The sequence below is a fragment of the Paenibacillus sp. J22R3 genome, assembly GCF_056269305.1.
In genome coordinates, this window is record NZ_JBWDNS010000005.1 from 360663 (window position 1) to 380344 (window position 19682).

The 19682-nt window shown below is 51.5% G+C and carries 16 protein-coding genes; 6 read left to right on the forward strand and 10 right to left on the reverse strand.

Annotated features, from left to right (window positions below; all coding sequences use genetic code 11):
* The first annotated feature begins 42 nt into the window (after nt 1-42).
* From AC0YN4_RS22835 to AC0YN4_RS22845, 3 genes are all read left to right on the forward strand, one after another.
* Entirely contained in the window at nt 43-1026 is a 984-nt protein-coding gene (locus AC0YN4_RS22835) for an N-acetylglucosamine kinase (RefSeq protein ID WP_475782778.1), read from the forward strand.
* Nucleotides 1027-1062: 36 nt separating this feature from the next.
* Nucleotides 1063-2370: a 6-phospho-beta-glucosidase gene (locus AC0YN4_RS22840; RefSeq protein ID WP_475836849.1), complete on the forward strand. Its 1308-nt coding sequence runs from the start codon at nt 1063-1065 to the stop codon at nt 2368-2370.
* 241 nt (nt 2371-2611) lie between these two features.
* The gene (locus AC0YN4_RS22845; protein ID WP_475782780.1) at nt 2612-3664 is read left to right on the forward strand and encodes an NAD(P)/FAD-dependent oxidoreductase; all 1053 of its coding nucleotides are present in this window, start codon (nt 2612-2614) and stop codon (nt 3662-3664) included.
* Nucleotides 3665-4233: 569 nt separating this feature from the next.
* On the opposite strand, the gene AC0YN4_RS22850 is transcribed toward AC0YN4_RS22845, so the two are convergent.
* The 5 genes from AC0YN4_RS22850 to AC0YN4_RS22870 form a co-directional block, all read right to left on the reverse strand.
* On the reverse strand, nt 4234-5406 hold the full coding sequence (locus AC0YN4_RS22850; RefSeq protein ID WP_475782934.1) for a response regulator: 1173 nt from the start codon (nt 5404-5406) through the stop codon (nt 4234-4236).
* On the reverse strand, nt 5384-7216 hold the full coding sequence (locus AC0YN4_RS22855) for a sensor histidine kinase (protein ID WP_475782781.1): 1833 nt from the start codon (nt 7214-7216) through the stop codon (nt 5384-5386). Before AC0YN4_RS22855 ends, AC0YN4_RS22850 begins: the two co-directional genes overlap by 23 nt.
* A 30-nt stretch (nt 7217-7246) precedes the next feature.
* Entirely contained in the window at nt 7247-8071 is an 825-nt protein-coding gene (locus AC0YN4_RS22860) for a carbohydrate ABC transporter permease (RefSeq protein WP_475782782.1), read from the reverse strand.
* An 18-nt stretch (nt 8072-8089) separates the two neighbouring features.
* Complete coding sequence (locus AC0YN4_RS22865; protein ID WP_475782783.1) at nt 8090-8980, reverse strand: carbohydrate ABC transporter permease; 891 nt, start codon at nt 8978-8980, stop codon at nt 8090-8092.
* A 102-nt stretch (nt 8981-9082) separates the two neighbouring features.
* The gene (locus AC0YN4_RS22870) at nt 9083-10438 is read right to left on the reverse strand and encodes an extracellular solute-binding protein (RefSeq protein ID WP_090982549.1); all 1356 of its coding nucleotides are present in this window, start codon (nt 10436-10438) and stop codon (nt 9083-9085) included.
* Nucleotides 10439-10811: 373 nt separating this feature from the next.
* On the opposite strand from AC0YN4_RS22870, the gene AC0YN4_RS22875 reads away from it, so the two are divergent.
* The gene (locus AC0YN4_RS22875; RefSeq protein ID WP_475782785.1) at nt 10812-11447 is read left to right on the forward strand and encodes a fumarylacetoacetate hydrolase family protein; all 636 of its coding nucleotides are present in this window, start codon (nt 10812-10814) and stop codon (nt 11445-11447) included.
* Between the two features lie 704 nt (nt 11448-12151).
* Here the strand turns inward: AC0YN4_RS22875 and AC0YN4_RS22880 are convergent.
* From AC0YN4_RS22880 to AC0YN4_RS22895, 4 genes are all read right to left on the reverse strand, one after another.
* Nucleotides 12152-12640, reverse strand: a complete 489-nt coding sequence (locus AC0YN4_RS22880) for a hypothetical protein (RefSeq protein ID WP_475836850.1) — start codon at nt 12638-12640, stop codon at nt 12152-12154.
* 168 nt (nt 12641-12808) lie between these two features.
* Nucleotides 12809-16411 (reverse strand): Npt1/Npt2 family nucleotide transporter, encoded by a 3603-nt coding sequence (locus AC0YN4_RS22885; RefSeq protein WP_475836851.1) that lies wholly within the window; start codon nt 16409-16411, stop codon nt 12809-12811.
* A 582-nt stretch (nt 16412-16993) separates the two neighbouring features.
* Entirely contained in the window at nt 16994-17152 is a 159-nt protein-coding gene (locus AC0YN4_RS22890) for a hypothetical protein (protein WP_475836852.1), read from the reverse strand.
* An 81-nt stretch (nt 17153-17233) separates the two neighbouring features.
* Complete coding sequence (locus AC0YN4_RS22895) at nt 17234-17938, reverse strand: pirin family protein (protein ID WP_475782789.1); 705 nt, start codon at nt 17936-17938, stop codon at nt 17234-17236.
* 90 nt (nt 17939-18028) lie between these two features.
* On the opposite strand from AC0YN4_RS22895, the gene AC0YN4_RS22900 reads away from it, so the two are divergent.
* Nucleotides 18029-18337: a hypothetical protein gene (locus AC0YN4_RS22900; protein ID WP_475782790.1), complete on the forward strand. Its 309-nt coding sequence runs from the start codon at nt 18029-18031 to the stop codon at nt 18335-18337.
* Nucleotides 18338-18359: 22 nt separating this feature from the next.
* Here the strand turns inward: AC0YN4_RS22900 and AC0YN4_RS22905 are convergent, their stop codons facing one another.
* A complete protein-coding gene (locus tag AC0YN4_RS22905) occupies nt 18360-18596 on the reverse strand; it encodes a DUF6953 family protein (protein ID WP_210661813.1) in 237 nt (78 codons plus the stop codon).
* A 105-nt stretch (nt 18597-18701) separates the two neighbouring features.
* Here AC0YN4_RS22905 and AC0YN4_RS22910 point away from each other — a divergent pair, with 105 nt between their 5' ends.
* The gene (locus AC0YN4_RS22910; protein WP_475782791.1) at nt 18702-19541 is read left to right on the forward strand and encodes a prohibitin family protein; all 840 of its coding nucleotides are present in this window, start codon (nt 18702-18704) and stop codon (nt 19539-19541) included.
* The last annotated feature ends 141 nt before the right edge of the window (nt 19542-19682 follow it).

Here is a 19682-nt window from a genome sequence, read left to right on the forward strand (position 1 = left end):
AAGCATTACTAGGGGTAGCCTACGGAGACAGGAGTGGCAATAATGGCTTATTATTTGGGCATAGACGGCGGCGGCACGAAAACGCACGCCCTGCTCACAGACGAACACGGCAATGTGCTTGGCAAAGGACACAGCGGGAACGGCAATCATCAGCTTGATGCAGAAGGCGCTGCTCGGCACTTGGCCGAAGCCGTATCCGCGGCACTGACACAAGCGGGAATCAACCACGAGGATGTACAGCATGCCTATTTCGGTCTGGCAGGTGCTGACCGGGAAGCGGATTATCGGATCCTGCATCCCATCGTGAGCGCGATCGGCCTACCTCGCTACTCGATTACTTGCGACACCATGATCGGACTGCGCGCCGGAACAGATCGTTCCTATGGAATTTCGGTCATTTGCGGTACCGGCACCAACTGCGCCGGCCGCAACAGGGAAGGCGTCCATATCCAATGCGGCGGCTTCGAATATATGCATGGCGATTTCGGCGGAGGCGCTTCGCTGAACATTGAGGCATTCCGTACCGTAATTCGCGCCTGGGATGGTCGAGAGAAGCCAACGCTGCTCACTGATTTGCTGCTTCGTTTCCTGGGATATCCCGATGTTGAAACGATGTTTCACGATTTCCTCGATCATGACAAGAAGGTGCCGGTAGACGTCACGAAGCTGCTGTTTGAAGCAGCGGCGCTTGGCGATGAAGCCGCGATTGCTATCCTTCACCATCAAGGGACGGAGCTCGGCAAGTCAGTGGCCGCCGTTGCGCGGCGCCTAGGGATGGCCGGCGAGACTTTCGATGTTGTGCTGGCAGGCAGCCTTCTGACACGCGGTGACCGCGGCGGCTGGATTCGCGGGCCGGTTGAAGAGCTTGTATCGGCCGCCGCACCATCGGCAACACTTGTCACATTGACGGTCGATCCGGTCTTCGGCGCTGTCTGGTCTGCTATGGAAGCAGATGGCTTAACGATTGAGCAAGATGTTTATACCCGTATGCGAGCACTTGGCGAATTCGATGATATCAAACTATAACGCATAACTAACGATATGGAATGGGATGTGACTGGGATGGCAGACGGATTGAAGGTTGTTGTTATTGGGGGAGGTTCCTCCTATACCCCGGAGCTGGTTGAAGGATTTATTCGATTTCATCATGAGCTTCCGGTACGCGAGCTATGGCTCGTCGATATTGAGGCAGGTCTTCATAAGCTGAACATTGTCGGTAATTTAGCCAAACGTATGGTGGAACGCTCCGGCCTTCCGATCGAAGTGCACCTGACGACAGACCGCCGAACGGCGATCAAAGGCGCTGATTTCATCAGCACCCAGATGCGTGTCGGCATGCTCGAAGCGCGCGGCAGAGACGAGTCCATTCCGCTGAAATACGGCGTAATCGGGCAGGAAACGACCGGCCCAGGCGGCATGATGAAAGCATTGCGGACGATTCCGGTATTGCTGGACATCTGCCGAGATATCGAGGAGCTGGCGCCTCAAGCATGGCTGCTTAACTTCACGAACCCGGCAGGTATCGTTACCGAGGCCATCCACACCCATTCCAACGTACGCAGCGTCGGTCTGTGCAATGCTCCGATCGGACTGACCAAATGGCTGACTACCACATACGAAACAGCGCCGGAGCATATCTACACCGAGTTCGTTGGCTTGAATCACCTGCACTGGGTGACACGCGTAGACGTTAACGGCGTAGATAAGCTTCCTGAGCTGCTAAACAATACGGAAGGCTTCAGCGGCAAGAACGTGCCGCAGACAGGCTGGAATCCGGATTTCCTCCGCTCGCTCGGTGCACTGCCTTCTTATTATCTGAAGTATTTCTATATGACCGATGAGATGCTGGCCGAACAGCAGGAATCCTTCAAGCGAGACGGCAACCGCGCAGCAGTCGTGAAACGTGTAGAAGATGAATTGTTCCAGCTGTACGCTGACCCTGATCTGAGCGAGAAACCCAAGCAGCTTGAGCAGCGCGGCGGGGCTTACTATTCCGAAGCTGCCGTTAATCTCATGAAGTCGCTTTACAACGGCAAGAACGACATCCAAACGCTTAATGTCGCTAATAATGGCACGATTGACTTCTTGCCCGACAACGCGTCAATTGAAGTGAACTGTGTCGTGACGAAGACCGGCCCGCTGCCCCTTCCTCTGACGAATGTGCCTCTGCATGTCAAAGGTTTAATTCATGCCGTTAAAACCTACGAGCAGCTCACAATAGAAGCAGCCGTCTCCGGCAGTCGTGATATCGCGCTCCAAGCGATGGTTCACCATCCGTTGGTACCGAGCGTAGAAATCGCGATTAAACTGCTGGATGAGATGCTGGAAGCGAACAGAGACTATTTGCCGCAGTTCTTCCCACAATCGTAATTGCAACAGTATAGACCGAGCAGAGAGTCATGGGACTCACTGCTCGGTCTTTTGTATTTATAAATTAACATTTTGTTCATTTTCTTTCTCCTACTTTCGTTGTATGATGATTATTGTGATAATGATTCTCAGTATCAGCGAATTTATTTCATGGGCTTTCATTTATATGAACCATTAATCATTACGTTTCGAGCAGCGGCGGAAACCAACTTAAATAGAGTAGAAGAAAGTAGGCACATACGTGAACAATCAACTGGAATTATTCGATGTTACCATAATCGGGGGCGGCCCGGCCGGCCTCTACTCCGCTTTCTATAGCGGCATGCGGGAGATGAAGACGAAGCTGATCGAAGCACGCGAAGAGCTAGGCGGACGCATTCTCATCTACCCGGAGAAAATGATATGGGATGTTGGCGGCCTCACCCCTACGCTTGGCGCCAAGTTAATCGAGCAGCTAGTGACGCAAGCGATGACGTTCGAGCCGACTGTCGTGCTCGGTCAGCATATTATCGGCCTCGAGCGGCAAGCAGACGATACGATAATACTTACTGCTGCATCCGGAGAGAAGCACTGGACGCGCTCGGTCGTGCTCGCGATCGGCTACGGCATTCTGGAGCTGGCAAAGCTTGAGATCGAAGGTGCGGATCGTTTCGAGGTGACGAACCTGCATTATACCGTGCAGTCGCTGGAGGAGTTCCGAGGCAAACATGTGCTCATCTCCGGCGGCGGGGACTCCGCGGTCGACTGGGCCAATATGATCGAGCCGATTGCGGCAAGCCTGACCGTCGTGCATCGACGGGATAAGTTCGGCGGCCATGAGCGCAACGTGACGCAGATGAGGCAATCGTCCGCATCCGTTCGTACGCCGTACGCTGTGCAAGCGCTGCACAGCAGCAACGGGAGCGCCATCGACCGCGTGTCGATTACCCATATGGAAACCGGCGAAGTAGAGCAGCTTAGTGTGGATGCGGTCATAGTCAACCATGGGCTGCGGTACAACTTCGGCGCGATTCGCGATTGGGGCGTCGAGATGGGAGAATGGAACGCCCATGTCAGCAGCAAAATGGAGACGAACCTCCCGGGCGTCTTCGCAGCAGGCGATTTCGTCGTGCACGATAGCAAGGTGCATCTGATCGCAGGCACGTTCACCGATGCCGTGAACGCGACGAACAGCGTCAAAACCTATCTTGACCCTGCCGCCGACAAGACGGCCTATGTCTCCTCGCACAACTCGCGCTTCAAGGAGAAGAATCGCCAGCTTGGCGTTGCCGTGGACGATGAGGAGGAGCATTAAGGGGGGCCGCCTCCTTCGGCGACTCTCGTCGGTGAAATGTTGATTATTGAGCAACATATCACCGACTAGAGGCACCGAAATCACCAAATATTGCGATAAATGCAATATTCCAGGTCTATCCGGGCCAGATATGGCGAAAATCAATACGAATGTTGCATTTTGAGCAGCATATTCGATATAAAGGCTGCTGCTAGGAGAGAATGCTGCATGTTGCGCAACATATTCACTGCGAGTTTAACTCCGAGATGCAAAAAGGGCTGAGAGATCGCCTACGATCACTCAGCCCTGAACTGTTACTACTTTTCACCGGGAATGTAGGACACCTGGAGGTCTAGATGAGAGAAACTTCAGCGAATTGAGCCCATGTAGCGAACCAGGAGGTCTACATGGGAGCAACTTCGGCGAAATCAGACCATGTAGCGCACCAGGAGGTCTACTTGGAAGCAACTTCAGCGAATTGAGCCCATGTAGCGCACCAGGAGGTCTACTTGGGAGCAACTTCGGTGATTTGAGCCCATGTAGACCTCCAGGAAATCTACTTATGAGCAACTGCGGCTAGCTCAGCCACGCTACCTCTCCGCCAGAAGCTGCTGGCGGTATTCCGTCGGCGTTACGTTCATCTTCCTGCGGAACACCTGCGTGAAATGGCGTACATCCGAGTAGCCGATTCGCTCGGCGATTTCGGCCAGCTTGAGGCCCGGCTGCAGCAACAGCTCCCTTGCCTGCTCGATGCGCAGACTGATGACGTAGTCTTTGTACCCTTGCCCTGTCTTCTGCTTGAACAACTGGCTGAAATAGATCGGATTCAAGAACACGACCGACGCCACCTTCTCGAGCGACAGCTCCTCGTTATAATGCGCCTTCAAATATTGCAAAGCCACCTCGATTGCCTTGTCCCCGCCCTCTTGGCGATCGCCTGCAGTCGTCACCGACGACTGGCGCAAACGCCTTACCTCGTCCGGAATGTGAGTAAACTCACGAATCATATCCGAAGATGTAATATGAAACGGCACCTTGAGATAGTGGCTGAGATGCGTGCGCAGCTCCTGCAGCAGTTCGCCCTCGGTCCGATTATCCTCCAGTTGAACAAGCCCAAGCAAGCTCTGGCGGTCGAAGTTGACGACAACCCCTTGTCCATGCCGATCAATCAGCTCAGACATTACATTTTCGATAATAAAATGCTCCAGCTGTACGTTCTTAACCGCCTCTTCTATCCGCACCATGATCAAACGGAATTCCGGGTATCGGTCGATCAGCTCGCCGATGTCCAAGTTGCCGATATCGAGTCCCGACGCCAGCCGCTGGAAGACGGCTTCCCGCAAGTACTTCAGGTTCGTCTTCAGCAGCTCGCTTTCCCTCGTAATCGCGGACTCCTGCTTCGCTTCATCGGCCAGCTGCGCCATCAGCTCGACAAGACGTGTTTTGCCAATCGGCTTAAGCAGGTAGTCGCGCGCACCTAGCCGCACTGCCTTCTGAGCGTACGAGAACTCGGAATGCGCGGAGATGACGACCCATTTGGCATGGGGATACTTACGGCGGGACATCTTCATAAACTCCAAGCCATCGATGCCGGGCATCAATATATCCGTCAACACAATATCAATCGGCTGACTGTCCATCAGTTTAACCGCTTCCTCCGCCGAAGCTGCCAAATGAATGGAATAGTCGGGAAAAGCCCGCTTGATCGTCCGTTTCACACCTTCACGAATGACGCCTTCATCATCCGCGATGAGAATATTCACTGCCATGGACAGTCGCTCCTTCCTTGGTCGGCGGCAGAAGAAGCGGCACCGTAATGATTGCGGTTGTCCCTTCGTTCAGCACACTCCTAAGTTCCACACCGTATGCATCGCCATACATATGCCGAATCCGCCGCTGCAGGTTCACCAGACCGATGCCGCCTTCATGCCGGACTGCCTCATGCTCCTCCAGTTCAGCCTCATCCTCCGGATTCAGCAGCGATGCATTCAACTTTGCCAGCGCAGCCTCATCCATCCCCGCACCGTTATCCTGCACGATGATTCGCAATTGACGTTCATCCGCTTCCGTGTAGACGCGCAGCGAGCCGCACCGATCAACGAGCGGCTCCAAGCCGTATTTCACCGCGTTTTCGATAATGGGCTGCAGGGTCATTTTGGGCAATGGGATGTTCAGCCACGGTTCTCCTACATCTATGTCCACGGTTAGGCGTCCTTCCAAGCGTGTCACAATAATCGTCAGATAATGCTCGGTCTGTTCGATTTCCTCCCGCATACTGACCGCATGATCTTCCCAATAACTGCTGTAACGGAACAGCCGCGATAGAGACAGCACCACTTCGCCCAGCCGGTCATGGCCTTTCTCATCGAGCATCCAGTAGATCATATCAAGCGTGTTATAGAGAAAATGGGGATTCACCTGCGACTGCAGCGCCTTCAGCTCCGCATTCTTCTCACTGACAGAGGAGATCTTCACCCGTTCAATAAGCTCTGCGATCTGATTCACCATCTGATTAAACGAAGCGACCAATATGTTGATTTCCTGATAAGAGGTGACATTCAGCGAGCCGCGGAAATTACCGATTTCGACCTGCTTCATCTCGGAGATCAACCGCTTAAGCGGCGAAGATATCGTCCGCGAGAAAATCGTCGCAATGAGCGTGGCAACCAGAACGAGCGCTGAGCCTACCAGAAGCAGAAACCGCTGCGTCTCCGCCAGCTCTACATTCAGATCCTTATCCGGCGTCACGCTGAGCACCGTCCAATCTGCATAAGGAAGCTTCGAAGATACGATTAACTGATCATCTTTCTCCATCACAACCGGAATCCCATCAATCGGGCGCTCTAAGCTCGCAAGCCAGGGTTCATCCCAAGTAATAGAGGTTGTGGAGACGACTTTTCCCTCACCGGACATCAAAAAAACCTGGCTATGCGCGCCAAGCTTCAAATTCTCCATAGCCGCAATAATCGCCCTCGGACTTGTTTCGAACAGCTCGATACCAACCTGCTTATGATTGTTCAGATCATAGATCGGCCGGCCAAAAGCAAACACAGAGCGGTTCTCCACCTGATCGATAATGGAGCGTTCAAACACACCGAGCCATACCATACTGCCGGTAGATGCTTTGATTTGCTTATACCAATCGGTTTTCGCATAGTCCGGGTCCACTACATTGGCGTAGTTTCCGTAGTTATACACTTTCCCTTTGTCCGTTAATACATGAATCCCGATGATATCCTCCTGCGACAGGAAGGCTGCGCCAAGGATATTCGTAATGTTCCGCTCATTAAAATAATCGACAGCAGGGCTGTCGACTACAGGATTGCTCAGAATCCGAGCTAAATCGTTATTGCCGATGACGGACTTGGACAGACTGTCATAGCTTTTCAGAAGAAGGTCAAACAAACCTACCGTCTGCGATACGTTCTGCTTGGATAAGCCGCTGACCTTCTCATGAAATTGCACCGTCGTTCGGTTATAGTACAGAATGCTGACGATCAGTAAGATTGCAGCCATACTGATGAGGAACAGCACGAATAATCGGTATTGAATGGAGTGAAATCCGCGTGCCACTGGCCTTTCCGCCTCTCATGAACCCATTCCTTACCCTTTCACCGCTCCGGCTACCATACCCTTCGTGATTTTCTCGGAGAGTACGAAGTAAACGAGCATAACAGGCAAGGCGCCAAGTACAAGGTATGCACCGATTGCACCAAAATTGGCGTTGTACTGACTAACGAAATTATATATGCCGAAAGGAAGAGTTTTCAACTTCTCTGCAGAGATAAATGTCGCAGCCATGATGTACTCGTTCCAAATCGTGATGAACGTCAGGATTACTACTGTCATAATCGGCGGTACCGATATCGGCAGGATGATGCTGCGGAAGATCCGATATACGCTAGCTCCGTCCATAAAGGCCGACTCTTCGATCTCGGCTGGGATGCCGCGCATAAATCCGCTGAGGATAAAGACGGCAATCGGCGTCGAGAACGCGATATACGGCAGAATGAGCGACAAACGAGTATTCAGAATATCCAAGTTACTGAAAATAACCATAAGCGGCAGAAGCGTTGCTTGCATCGGAATCATCATCCCAAGCAGGAAGATCAATGTTACAAGCGGTCCATACTTCCATTTGAATCGCGAAATCGCATATGCCACCATGGAGCTCAGCACGATAACGCAAACCAATGTAATCGAGGTAACAATCAAGCTGTTGCTCAAGTATTTCAAGTAATGACCGCTCGTATAAGCGGCTTTATAGTTACCCCATTGCGGCGAGGTCGGCAGAGAAAAGAAATGACCGCCGAGAATTTGCTCGTTTGTTTTGAGCGAGTACATCACAAGCCAGAGCAATGGGTAAATTTGCGTGACGACAAGGATCGAGAGAAGTAGATACACGAGCCCTTTTTTAATACCTGCCATGTTCTTTGTTCTCCCTTCTTAGCTGTATTTCGCTTCGACTTTTTTGAAGACGAAATTGATGACGACTGTAAAAATCAAGCAAATCATGACAAGGATTGTAGCGAGCGCACTTCCGTATCCGTATTTAAGCGATAGGAACGACATGTTGTACATATGCATCGAAATGGTATCCGTCGCATGTGCAGGACCGCCGCCTGTCATTACCCAAACAAGGTCGAAGGCTTGCAAGGAGCCGATAAACGCAAGAATGATTGAGATTTTGAAGATCGGAATCGCCATCGGATACGTAATGTACCAGTCGGATTTGAAGCCTTCCGCGCCGTCGATTTTGGCCGCTTCATAAATTTCACTCGAAATGTTCTGCACACCTGTGTATTGAATGAGCAGATGGTAACCGAAGTATTGCCATAGCGATACAAAATACAAACAGTACATGGCAACTTTCGGCTCTGTCAGCCAGCTGCGTGTCCAGCTTTCCAGTCCAATCGCGTTCAGAACGCCATTGAGCATACCGCCCATTTCAGTTGGGTTGTAGATCGTTTTCCAAAGTTGACCAATAATAACGACTGACAAGATAACAGGTACAAAATAGAGCGAAACCAGCGTGTTTGCTTTACGTACGTAACGATTCATCAGTGCTGCGATAAATAGACAGATCGGAATTTCCGCCATGGAAAATACCGAGTACATTAACGTGCGGCGAACGGATGGCCAGAAGTTTGTATCTTCAGTCAGGATCGTTTTAAAGTTATCGAGCCCGATAAATTTCGCCTTGTTGATGCTGTCCCAATCCAGCAAGCTGTCGTATACCGAAACGACGATCGGAACGAACACGAGGCAGATATAGAGAAGCAGACACGGCAGGACGAAAACTGCAATAGTGCGGGCCGGGACTTTTAAAACATTCACTGGGGTTGCCTCCTGATCGTAATAGATTGAAAATAAAGCCGTAAACGGATGGAAGCCGCTAAGTATGCCTCCACCCGCAAACGACTAGCTATTTAGTACTTCTTATTTATTCGCGTCAAATGCTGCTTGGTGCTCCTGAGCTACTGCTGCAGGGTCAACCTTTTGAACGAACATGTTTTGGATGCTGCTAAGGTGAGCTTGTGCGATAGCTGGTTTCATTGTGTTATCGAACGCCAGGTCTCCGCCTTTAACGCCTTTGAACAGATCAAGTACGCTGATTGCAAGATCGGAGTAGCCAGCTGCTTTGAAGTCACCTTCAATGATTTGACCGCTGCCTACTGCGTTTTTCAGCTCGAACTGTTTCTTAGGCATGTTCAGCATGAAGTAGTTCAGGAAATCTTTTGTAGCTTGCAGATGTTTGCTGTTAGCCGAGATTGCGAATGCGGAACCCGGAGCAAGCATGAATTGGTCTGGATCGCCTTTGCCGCCTACAGTAGGGAATTTGAATGCGCCCACTTTGCCGCCAACGGAGGAAGCATCGATTGCGCCTGTTTCCCAAGTACCCATGATCATCATAGCTGCTTTACCTGTTTTGAATAGGTTGCCGCCTGTGTTGTAGTCAACGGATGTTGCGCCTTCGTTGAATGCTTTGGCTTGAATCAGATCTTGCATTTTGGACACTGCGTCTACGAATGCAGGATCGTTAAATGTTTTCTTGCCGTCTTGCACGTCTTGCAGGAAGCCAGGGCCGCCGTTTGTGCGAAGCAATACGTTCATGAACAAGAACGAACCTGTCCAGGAATCCTTCTCACCGATTGCGATTGGCGTGATGTTTTTGGCTTTCAATTTCTTCACGTCATCGATGAACTGCTCGTAAGTCGTAGGTACTTCAGTGATACCTGCTTGTGCGAACAGATCTTTGTTGTAGTAAACAACTTCGATATTGTTGCCGTCTGGCAATGCGTATACGTTGTTGTCGAAGCTGTAGTAGTCGAGAAGACCTTTTTGGAATGTATCTTTCAGGCCGTTCTGATCCAGCATATCGTTCAATGGAGCGAAGAGGCCAGCGTCTACGAAAGGCTTCATTTGTGCGGATGGGTTCACGATCGTGATGTCCGGCACTTCTTTGGAAGCGGCTTGCGTTTTAAGCTTCAGCTTCTGTTGGTCTGTGTTAAGCGTATCCAGCTCGATCGTTACGTTCGGGTGATCCTTCGTGTATTGATCTACGATCGAGTGAAGCATTTTGTACGAAGGCGTTTCAGGATCCGGGTAGATGTTCTGGAACGTGATCGTTACTTTCTCGTCGCTTGCGTTGCCGCCTGCATTTGTGCCTGCGTTTGTACCTGTATTCGTATTATCTGCTGTGTTATTGTCTTTGTTACCACATGCTGTTGCTCCAAGCAGCAATGCTGCTGCCGTCAACGCAACTGCAGTTGTTTTCATCGTTTTGCTTGCCATGTTCTCTATTCCCCCTCGGGTTGATATACGCTTATTATCATGCACAGAGGCATCAGCAACAATGCGCGAAATCAAGGAGTGAGGTTTGCTTTTTCAAGGTTGTGTGAAGAAAACAGACTTCTTCTGCACCAATAAGAAGAGCGGAATGCGCGCCTGCGGTGGCTGAATTCAAACAAATATGTAAAGGATTACAAGCATATGCCGGTGAGTTATGTGCGGGGAGGCGAGCGGTTTGCAACTTTCGAAACAACTTTCGTAACAGCTTTCGAAACAATTCGAAACTTAAATAATGCACCTCCGTCGTGCTATGATGGTAGAAGCGTTAGAACATTGATGTACTCACTAACCCCCATAAGCGAAAGGACGTTTATTCATGGAATCAATCCGTAATATTTATTGCGTTGGACGCAATTATGCGCTGCATGCCAAAGAGCTCGGCAACGATGTGCCGGAGGAGCCGATGATCTTCTCCAAGCCTACGCATGCGCTTCATCCCGCAGTGGGCAAGCTTGAACTTCCCGGCACCATCGGCGAAATTCATTATGAACTGGAGGTTGTGGTGCGCATCGGAGCGAGTTATCTGCCGGGCATGAAGGCTGAAGAACTCGTGGACGGCATTGCGCTCGGCATCGACCTGACGGCGCGCGATGTACAGTCGAAGCTGAAGGAGAAGCGCCATCCTTGGCTGCTGGCGAAAGGCTTCGTCGGCTCTGCGGTGCTGAGTCCGTTCACACCGTTTACAAGCGTGGAGGATTTCACGCAATTAACGTTTAGCCTGCTTAAGAACGAGGAGACGGTGCAAACCGGCTGTCCGCAGGACATGATCTTCCCGCTGCAGCAGTTGGTCGACTTCATCGGCACCAACATGGGACTCGGCGCAGGCGATGTCATCTACACCGGCACACCGGCCGGCGTTGGTCCTCTGGCCGATGGGGACATGCTGGAGATGAAGCTGATCGCCGGCGGCAAGGAAGAGACGTATGGTCCACTTTATGTGGACATGATTTGATTGATGGGCCGCCCCGGGTTATGTGGGGCGGTTTTTTTGTGTTGGCCGCGGGGGCGCCGGGGTTGGCCGTGGGGCGAGGGCATTCCCGTGGCGTGGCCTATGGCCCTAGGGGAGGCGCGGGTGACTGCGCGGTAGACCTCTAGGTAAGCTTCTTGGCATCACATTCGCTGCTATCGCCACCATGTAGACCTCTAGGTAAGCTTCTTGGTACCAGATTCACTGCTTTCTCCATCATGTAGACTTCCTGATTAGCTTCTTTGCACCAAATTCGCTTCCATCGCCATCATGTAGACTTCCTGGTAAGCTTCATGGCACCAAATTCACTGCTTTCTCCATCATGTAGACTTCCTGATTAGCTTCTTTGCACGTTATTCGCTGCTTTCTCCATCATGTAGACTTCCTGATTAGCTTCTTGGCACAAATTCGTTGATTCCTCCACCATGTAGACCTCCTAGCCAGCTTCTTACTCCAGATTCGCTCGCTCCCGCTACAGCCGTGCCTCTTGTGTAACAACTATTGTAATTGGAGCTGAGAGTCCGTTTTGGGGACTTTCAGCGTTATTCCGGCATGGTTTTCGCGCTGAGAGTTCAATTTTTGCACTCTCAGCCAACTTTCATCACTCTCAGCCATCTTTCGCGGGGAGACTTAGCGGCGCGCCAACGAACAACAAAGGACAGCTCCACAAACCCGAGCTGTCCTTCCCGTTACTCATACATCGCAAGTGCCGACACCGAGATTGCTGCGATTCGGTCGTCCTTTAACTCGAACTCCAGCGCCAACCGATTCTCTTTGTCGATGTAGCCAAATGCATTTCCACGCGTATAGTAGTTTTCCCCGTACAGCTTCTGCGCGCTTTCCCGGGTATCGCCCAGTTTCACGCCCTTCGCGGTAGCGACCTTGGGGCTGAGCGAGTAGGCCAGCACGACATTACTGAGCGAGGTGTACTGATATTCCTCGTACATGAATAAAAAAGTTCTGCCGTTATTAAGCGTACGCTGCGGCTTACCTAACTTGGTAACGAGCTCCTGCTCGGTAAGGCCCAGCTTCACGTTATCCCCGCTTTTCTCGGTACTCAAGTCAGTCGAGCCAATTTTGTCGATGAACGTTAGCGGCGTTTCACTCTTGCCACCGCATGCTGCAAGCAGTATAGCTAAGCCACTTAATAAGATGATGAATTGCATGATGCGTTTCACTGCAAACCTTCACTCCCTCATACACTTAAACGGCGCGAAACGCCGACTTCCGGCTTTCGCATCCCGTTTTCCAATCTCAAGCATTTAGCTTCTCAGGTTCCAACGTCATTCCAGCCATTCAGGCCTCTGCTATCCTGACTACTCCGATTTCTGACTTTCACTTACAGCTTACAGCATCCCGCGAAGCCTGTCCGCAAGCACCTGCATCATGCTGCGCAATACGCCAATGTTCTGGAAGCATAGCATGAACACTTGGTCGCGGTGCAATTGAAGCAGTACAGTCGGGCTCGCTGCTGTGCAATCTGCGGAACGAAGTCCGCTGTCGATGACGGCCATTTCGCCGAAGCATTCGCCTTCCCCGAGCGTCGCGAATGTTTGGCTGCCCTTATGTACGCGAACGCTTCCCTCTATAATACCGTACAACGTATCGCCGTAATCATCAACCCGGCAGATCGATTCACCCGCCGCGTACTCCACTTCCTCAACAAGCTGCGCGAGAGCGATGACATCCTCCTGGGATAAACGGGCAAACAGATCGATCTTTTGCAGAATGAGCACCCGCCGCAAAATAATATCGTTCGCCATGCCGTGCCCCACTTGCGAAGATTCCATGACCGCCCCTCCCGCATCAGCAGCCGATGCAGCCGCAACCTCCGCTTGATACTCCTCCGCAGGAATCGAACGAACCGTCGATTGCTGTGCCAGCTTCGAGCGCAGACGCCTCGAGAGCAGCTTCATCATTTCAAGCGCAATGCCGGTACGGTCAAAGATCACATCATAGAAGCCCGACGAATCGAGCCGCCACAATACAAGATCCTCTTCGGCCATAACCGTAGCTGTCCGCAATCGACGCGTCAAAATCGCGGTCTGTCCGAAGCACTCTCCGGCATTGCGTTCATTGATTTTCTCAGCGCCACGATAAATACCGGTTCGCCCGCTTTGAATGAGATAGAGCGCATCTCCGGGATCATTCACCTGAAACACGGTAGCCCCTTTCGAATAGGTCACCCGCTCCATGCGCATCGCAATCATCGAAAGCTCCCGTGCCGACAACCCATCAAACAAGGAGACCTTCTTCAACATGGCAATCCGTTCCATCTGTTCGCTTAGCCATGTCTCATCTACGGAATGTCGGCCAGGTACCGCCTCTTCCGCCTTGCTCCTTGAAGCAAACTGAATAGCTTGGCAGAGCCACTCATCGCCTTGATCATTCATCCAGTCTAATTCAAGCGACGCCTCGTTCTTCACGACATTCGCTGTCACCGTACGGGAAGCCGACATCAGCTTCGCCAGCTCCATTCGCAGGTTCCCCTGCACCAGCTGGTCGATAATTTCTGCCGCATTCGCTTGTTGGCGTGCCGCGCCTTCGGTCCAGTTCACGTACACCGCTTGAATGGTTTTGGCTTCATAGATAAAACCGAGCAGCAGGAATATCCGCTTAATCATCGCAGAACGAACCTGCTCGACCGCTTCCGCCACTTCCTCATAGCCTTCAACTGCAATGAGATCACCTTGGTACGAAGTAAACCGTCCGTACAGCTCCAGCTCGAGCAATATATTCGCCTCGAACCCTTTGGCATCCACCTGCTGGATGCCTTTACGCATCCGGGTCATCGCTTCCAACAGCTTATCTCGCATTTCGAAATTCGCCGGTTCATATCGCTGGAACAACAAGTCGAAAGCCTGCTGCCCGCCGATTCGCTCAAACACTTTCGGCAAATGTAAAGTTACCGATTCCACATCAAAATAGGCTGCGAGCAGCTTCAGAATCTCCCGCTCATCATAAGCAGCCAGCGTTTCGACAGCCGCCTCCCGTGTCTCGTTATGCTGCAGCATCGGCACAATATGCGGCACAAGCTCCGGCACTTGCAGCACAGCAGCGGACTGCACAGCGAATTTACGAACTTGCGGCGCCTCATCCCGAAGCAGCGGAATCAGCGGTTTGTAGAACTCCCGAATGCCGATCTGACCGAATAGAATTGCCATTGAAGTACGCTCATCCTCACGAGAGCTCTCCATGAGTTCCTTCAACGTGCCCACGGCGCGGAACATTCCCTCGATGCCGTAATATTTGATCAAACCCGCAATGGCAGCCGACTTCACGTCCATGTCCTCTTCGCTAAGCCGCGCCGTAATATCATCCAAATGCTCATCCTTCGCATACGCCGCCAAAGCAAGGATGGCAGCAGCCCGAACTCGGCTATGCCCTTCCCCAATAAGCGCCAGCAGCGATTCTTCTTGACCTGCAGGCTGCTTCCGTTCCATGTAACGAAGCGCCTCTACGCAAACCTCTTGCGAGGGGTGACGAAGCAATCCTTCCAGATGCGGCATAAGGTCAAATCCATCAATATCCTGCAAAATCTTCAGCGCATACAGCACCTGCACCTTATCGGGCTGCACAAGTGTATCCGTCAGCACCCGCAAGCTGGCAGGGTCCATCAGATCGAGCTGACCCTCATGCAGGTCATGTCCCCTGGTTTTCAAAGTAGACAGAAGCGCCTCCAGGTAAGCCCCTTTCACCTTCACGGCTGCTACGATACAGACGCAAAGCAGCGTCAAAATCACATAGCTAAACTGCTGCGTCGTCAACAGCTGAGACAGCAGAATTAAACTGACAGCGGCAATCCCTTTGGCACCGTTACGAACGATACCGTCAAGGAAGCTCTTCGCCGAATTACGCCACTCCGGCGGAATCGGGAACATGACGAGCTGGCTGACCGATGAATAAATCGTATCGCCAAGCACCTTGTCGCTCCCTTTTACAATCACAACCATCGCCAGCACAGGCATCATCAATACGCCGAGGCTTCCGGTGAACAGGGCAATCGGGAATACCAAGATCGCAGTCATGACACCGAACCTTGTAAGCAGCTTACCCGCGACGAATAGCTGAATAAACAACGCCAGCAACCCGGAGAATCCATAGAAGCTCCCCATAAATCCGGCCAATGCCTCATCCTGAAGCGTCCCCCGCAAAATAACCTTAAACTGATAGTCGATCAACGTCAGGGTAATAACGAGCGCCGCTGACATGATTGCAATATATTTGAGATGGGGGACATTGCGGAATAAGCCGCCGCTTTCCTTCTTCTTCGCACCGCTGCCGCCAGCCTGTTTACGTTGAGGCTTAACGGAGGTGAACAGGTCTGACCCTTTCCCTGCGAGCTTCAATAACCGAATAACCGCTACAAGCGCAAGCAGTTGAAGCGCGGCATAGAAGCAAATCAGGTTCGCTGTCCCTACTAGAGGAACAACAAGCTTCAGACCGAAACCACTTATTATTCCGCCCATAAGTCCGCCGCTGCCGACAAGTCCGATGGTCCGTTTGACCTTGCGCTGATCCAGAATGGACGCTGCAAACTGCCAGAAACAGACGATCATAAGGAAATTGAACACATCATAACCAACGTAGATTACCGGATATACCCAGCTGAAATCCATGCCCACGCCAAGCCGCGAGATCAACACCAGCGCAGAAATAAGCGGAATGAGCAGCTTCAGCAAATGATCCATCCGAAACCGCGGACTGAATCGTTGGAACAGCAGCCCGATTAACAGAAGCGCTGCCGACTGCGGCACATACATAAAGGAAAGCTGCGAGGCGCCGAAACGGGACAGAAACAGCGCATCCGCCGCAGTTCTGCCAACCGTCGAAGCCGATGAAACCGCAAACAAATAAATAAAGAGGAAAAGCACCTTCGTATACTCTTCCTTGTCTTCGCCAAATTTGCGAAAGGTTTGCCCAAACGCGTTTCCCGAAATTAATTTCATTACCGGCCGCTCCTACCCGAACACTTTAGTGACATCTTTTAGTAATTTTCGACAGAGGGAATCCGATGTCCTCCAAAAGTCGCAATCATTTTACAGGAAAAAAGTCCCATACAGGTGAGGAGTGGAGAACAACGCAAAAAGAGCACAGACCAGATGGGTCCGTGCTCTTTGCTCTCAGGCTACTCGAGAAAGACTGGGGCAGCCACTTTCATGTTTAACGGTTGCCAGCGTGGCTATTTCATGGAAATATGCCTGTTTGAAACTCTAGCGGTTGTGACAGGCGTTATTTGCAGCAAATGGGGCGATTTCCAGTGGAAAACACTCAAATAAGCTCGTTGGCAACCGTTAGAAAATAAAAAGGGCCAATTTAGGCCAAATAACCACTCTCACAACCGTTAGCGTTGGCATGCGAAAAAACATACGCTCATCGCAAATTTTGCGGAGCCATTAATGGGCAGATAAGCGCTCAGCCGCCCAACCCAGCAAGCCCCTTCGGAGCTGCTCAGACTATCGAGACTTTCACGGAGACAACGAGAGCACAGACCCGGGTGGGCCTGTGCTCTCCTCACTTGCTTCAATCGCTTACTTCCCGCCTGCTGCCGCTCCGTTATCCGCTTCCTCGCCGGTAGTTTGATAGGCGATTAATACGATATTGCTGGCTGTTTGCTTACGCAAATCCGATTCGAATTGCTGCAGCTGCGCCAATAGCTGTCCGTCTAGTTGAGCCGGTTTATAATTCACGAGAGTCCCTCCATTGCTAGATTTCAGGTTTACTCTCATTGTTAACTGCAATAGCCCTGCTTATGCGTCGACCGGACAGATTTATGGCAAATCAATCAGCATGAATTGCCCGCCATTCTTGCTGGCAATAACGAGCTCCTCCAGATCGGTAATTCGCGCGGAATCGCTTCGGCTCAACTGATGCTCACCGTTTAACGTGACTTCACCTTCCATGACGAACAGGAAGATTTTGCGTGCGGCATCCTGCTCGAACGAAACGCTGTTACCTGCTTCAAGGCGAGAAAGGTAAATGGTAAGATCCTGATGAATCGATGTGATCGTTTCGCTTTGAAGACGCTGCGACACAATGGGAAGCAGTGCATTCTTCATCGCAGCAGAATCGAACGCCTTTTGCTCGTAAGACGGTGTTAGCCCCTTCGCCTCTGGGAGGAACCACATCTGCAGCAGGTTAGCTACTTCGGTGTCTGACGAATTGACTTCGGAATGCAAAATCCCCGTTCCCGCTGTCATGCGCTGAACCTCGCCTGCTCTTAAAACCTCTTTGCCGCCCGTGTTGTCCTCATGCGCGAGCTCGCCCCGCATCACGACCGTAACAATCTCCATATCCCGGTGCGGATGCGTGCCGAATCCTTTGCTTGGTTGAATATAATCCTCATTAAATACGCGCAGCGGACCAAAATTCAAGTTGTCCGGATCGTAATAATCTGCAAACGAAAAACTAAAATTAAACTGTAGCCATCCCAAGTCCCCAGAATGTCTCGATGCTGCCGGATATATTGCGATCATGGTCCAGAACACTCCTCATGATTTCATTTTTACTCACTTACTTTATGTAAGTATGTGTGCTATAGTTAGCTTTGTCAAGGAGGGATTCCATTGGATCATTTGTACATTCGCCACACCGTTGGCGGCCGATTATTTCTCGATTCGAAGAAGCATGAGCTAACGTTCTCCATCGCACCCGCAGAGGGCCGAGAAGGCTGGAAGCTCTGTATTGATGCCGTGGAAGAGTCCATCGGCGCACCGATTTGCCGGCATCATGACGAGCTGAATATCTTTGTCGTCGCCGATGGCGCTGTTGATCAGAAGACTTGGTATTATTCTACACATGGCCTCGTCGAATATGACGCAGCAGCCAATCAGCTCATCATCTGGGCCGATGGCAGAATCGACTACACCGTCTAGCTTGTGTAAGCTCGCTTCACCTTTATACCCAACCCCAGAAAAACCCGTCCCGCTCCCAAGCTGCGCGCCCGCCGTGCAGCTTTTTGAATGCTTTCTTGACTTCCTTGTCGATGGACTCGTTGCCATTCTCATTGACATAAATAAACTGCTCCCCGAAATGCGCCTTGATATGCGCAACCGCCTGCTCCTGACGCAGCATGCCTGCCGACTTCAGCTCCTGTACCATCCACTCTGCTGCTTCTTGCGCTGTATGTTCCATTTTACCCATCGCCTCTTCCCGCTTGCATTTGTTGAACCATTTGTTCGCCAACTCCGTATGTATCGATTAAGTACGCATACCTATTTATTAGGAGGGGTTGCCATTATGCATGTTGTGGAACCGAATACGAAGAAGGTCAATTTGAAGCCCTATATTCTGTATGCCCTATTGATCGTGGTCGGTGTCATCGTCGCCTTTAACGGGTTCCAGACCGTCCAGTACGGCAATGTCGGTTTGTACAAAACGTTCGGTAAATTGAATGATAACATACTGTCGCCCGGCATTCATATGAAAATCCCATTCGTGCAGAGCATCATTCAGGTGAATGTGCAGGTGACCAAGGCGGAGACCGATACGAGTGCGTCCTCTATGGACTTGCAGCCTGTTTCCACGCATGTGGCCGTCAACTACTCCGTCGACAAAGCGGCCGCGTATAAGCTTATGAACAACGTCGGCGGCTCGTTCGACAACGTGATCGTGAACCCGGCTATTCAGGAAATCGTAAAAGAAGTGACTGCCCGCTACCCGGCGGAGGACTTGATTGCGAAGCGCGATGTCGTTGCCGCCGAAATCCGGGAGCACCTGACGACGCGGCTCGCCAAGTATAATTTGATCGTGGCAGACATTAACATCGTGAACTTCAAGTTTTCGGATGCGTTCAACGCGTCGATCGAAGCGAAGCAGGTTGCGCAGCAGCAGGCGTTGAAGGCCGAGAACGACCTCAAACGGGTACAAATCGAGGCGAAGCAGAAGATCGCTCAGGCACAGGCGGAAGCGGAATCGCTGAAGCTGAAGAAGCAAGAGGTAACGCCGGAGCTAATCCAGCTGAAGCAAATCGAGGTGCAGGAGATGGCCGTGGAGAAATGGAACGGCAGCCTGCCTAACGTGACCGGCGGAGCGACACCGTTTATCGATGTGAGCAGCTTTGGGAGCGGCGGGAAGTAGGTCGAGTGGTTGAGAGTTGGTTGAACGGTTGATAAAGGGCAAGTTAGAAGGCTGGAGCCGGGGGTTGAGGCTCTCGGCCTTTTGTGTTTTATAGCCGGTTGGTCAAAGGGGCGCGCTTTCTAAAGTGGTTTCGCACGGGGA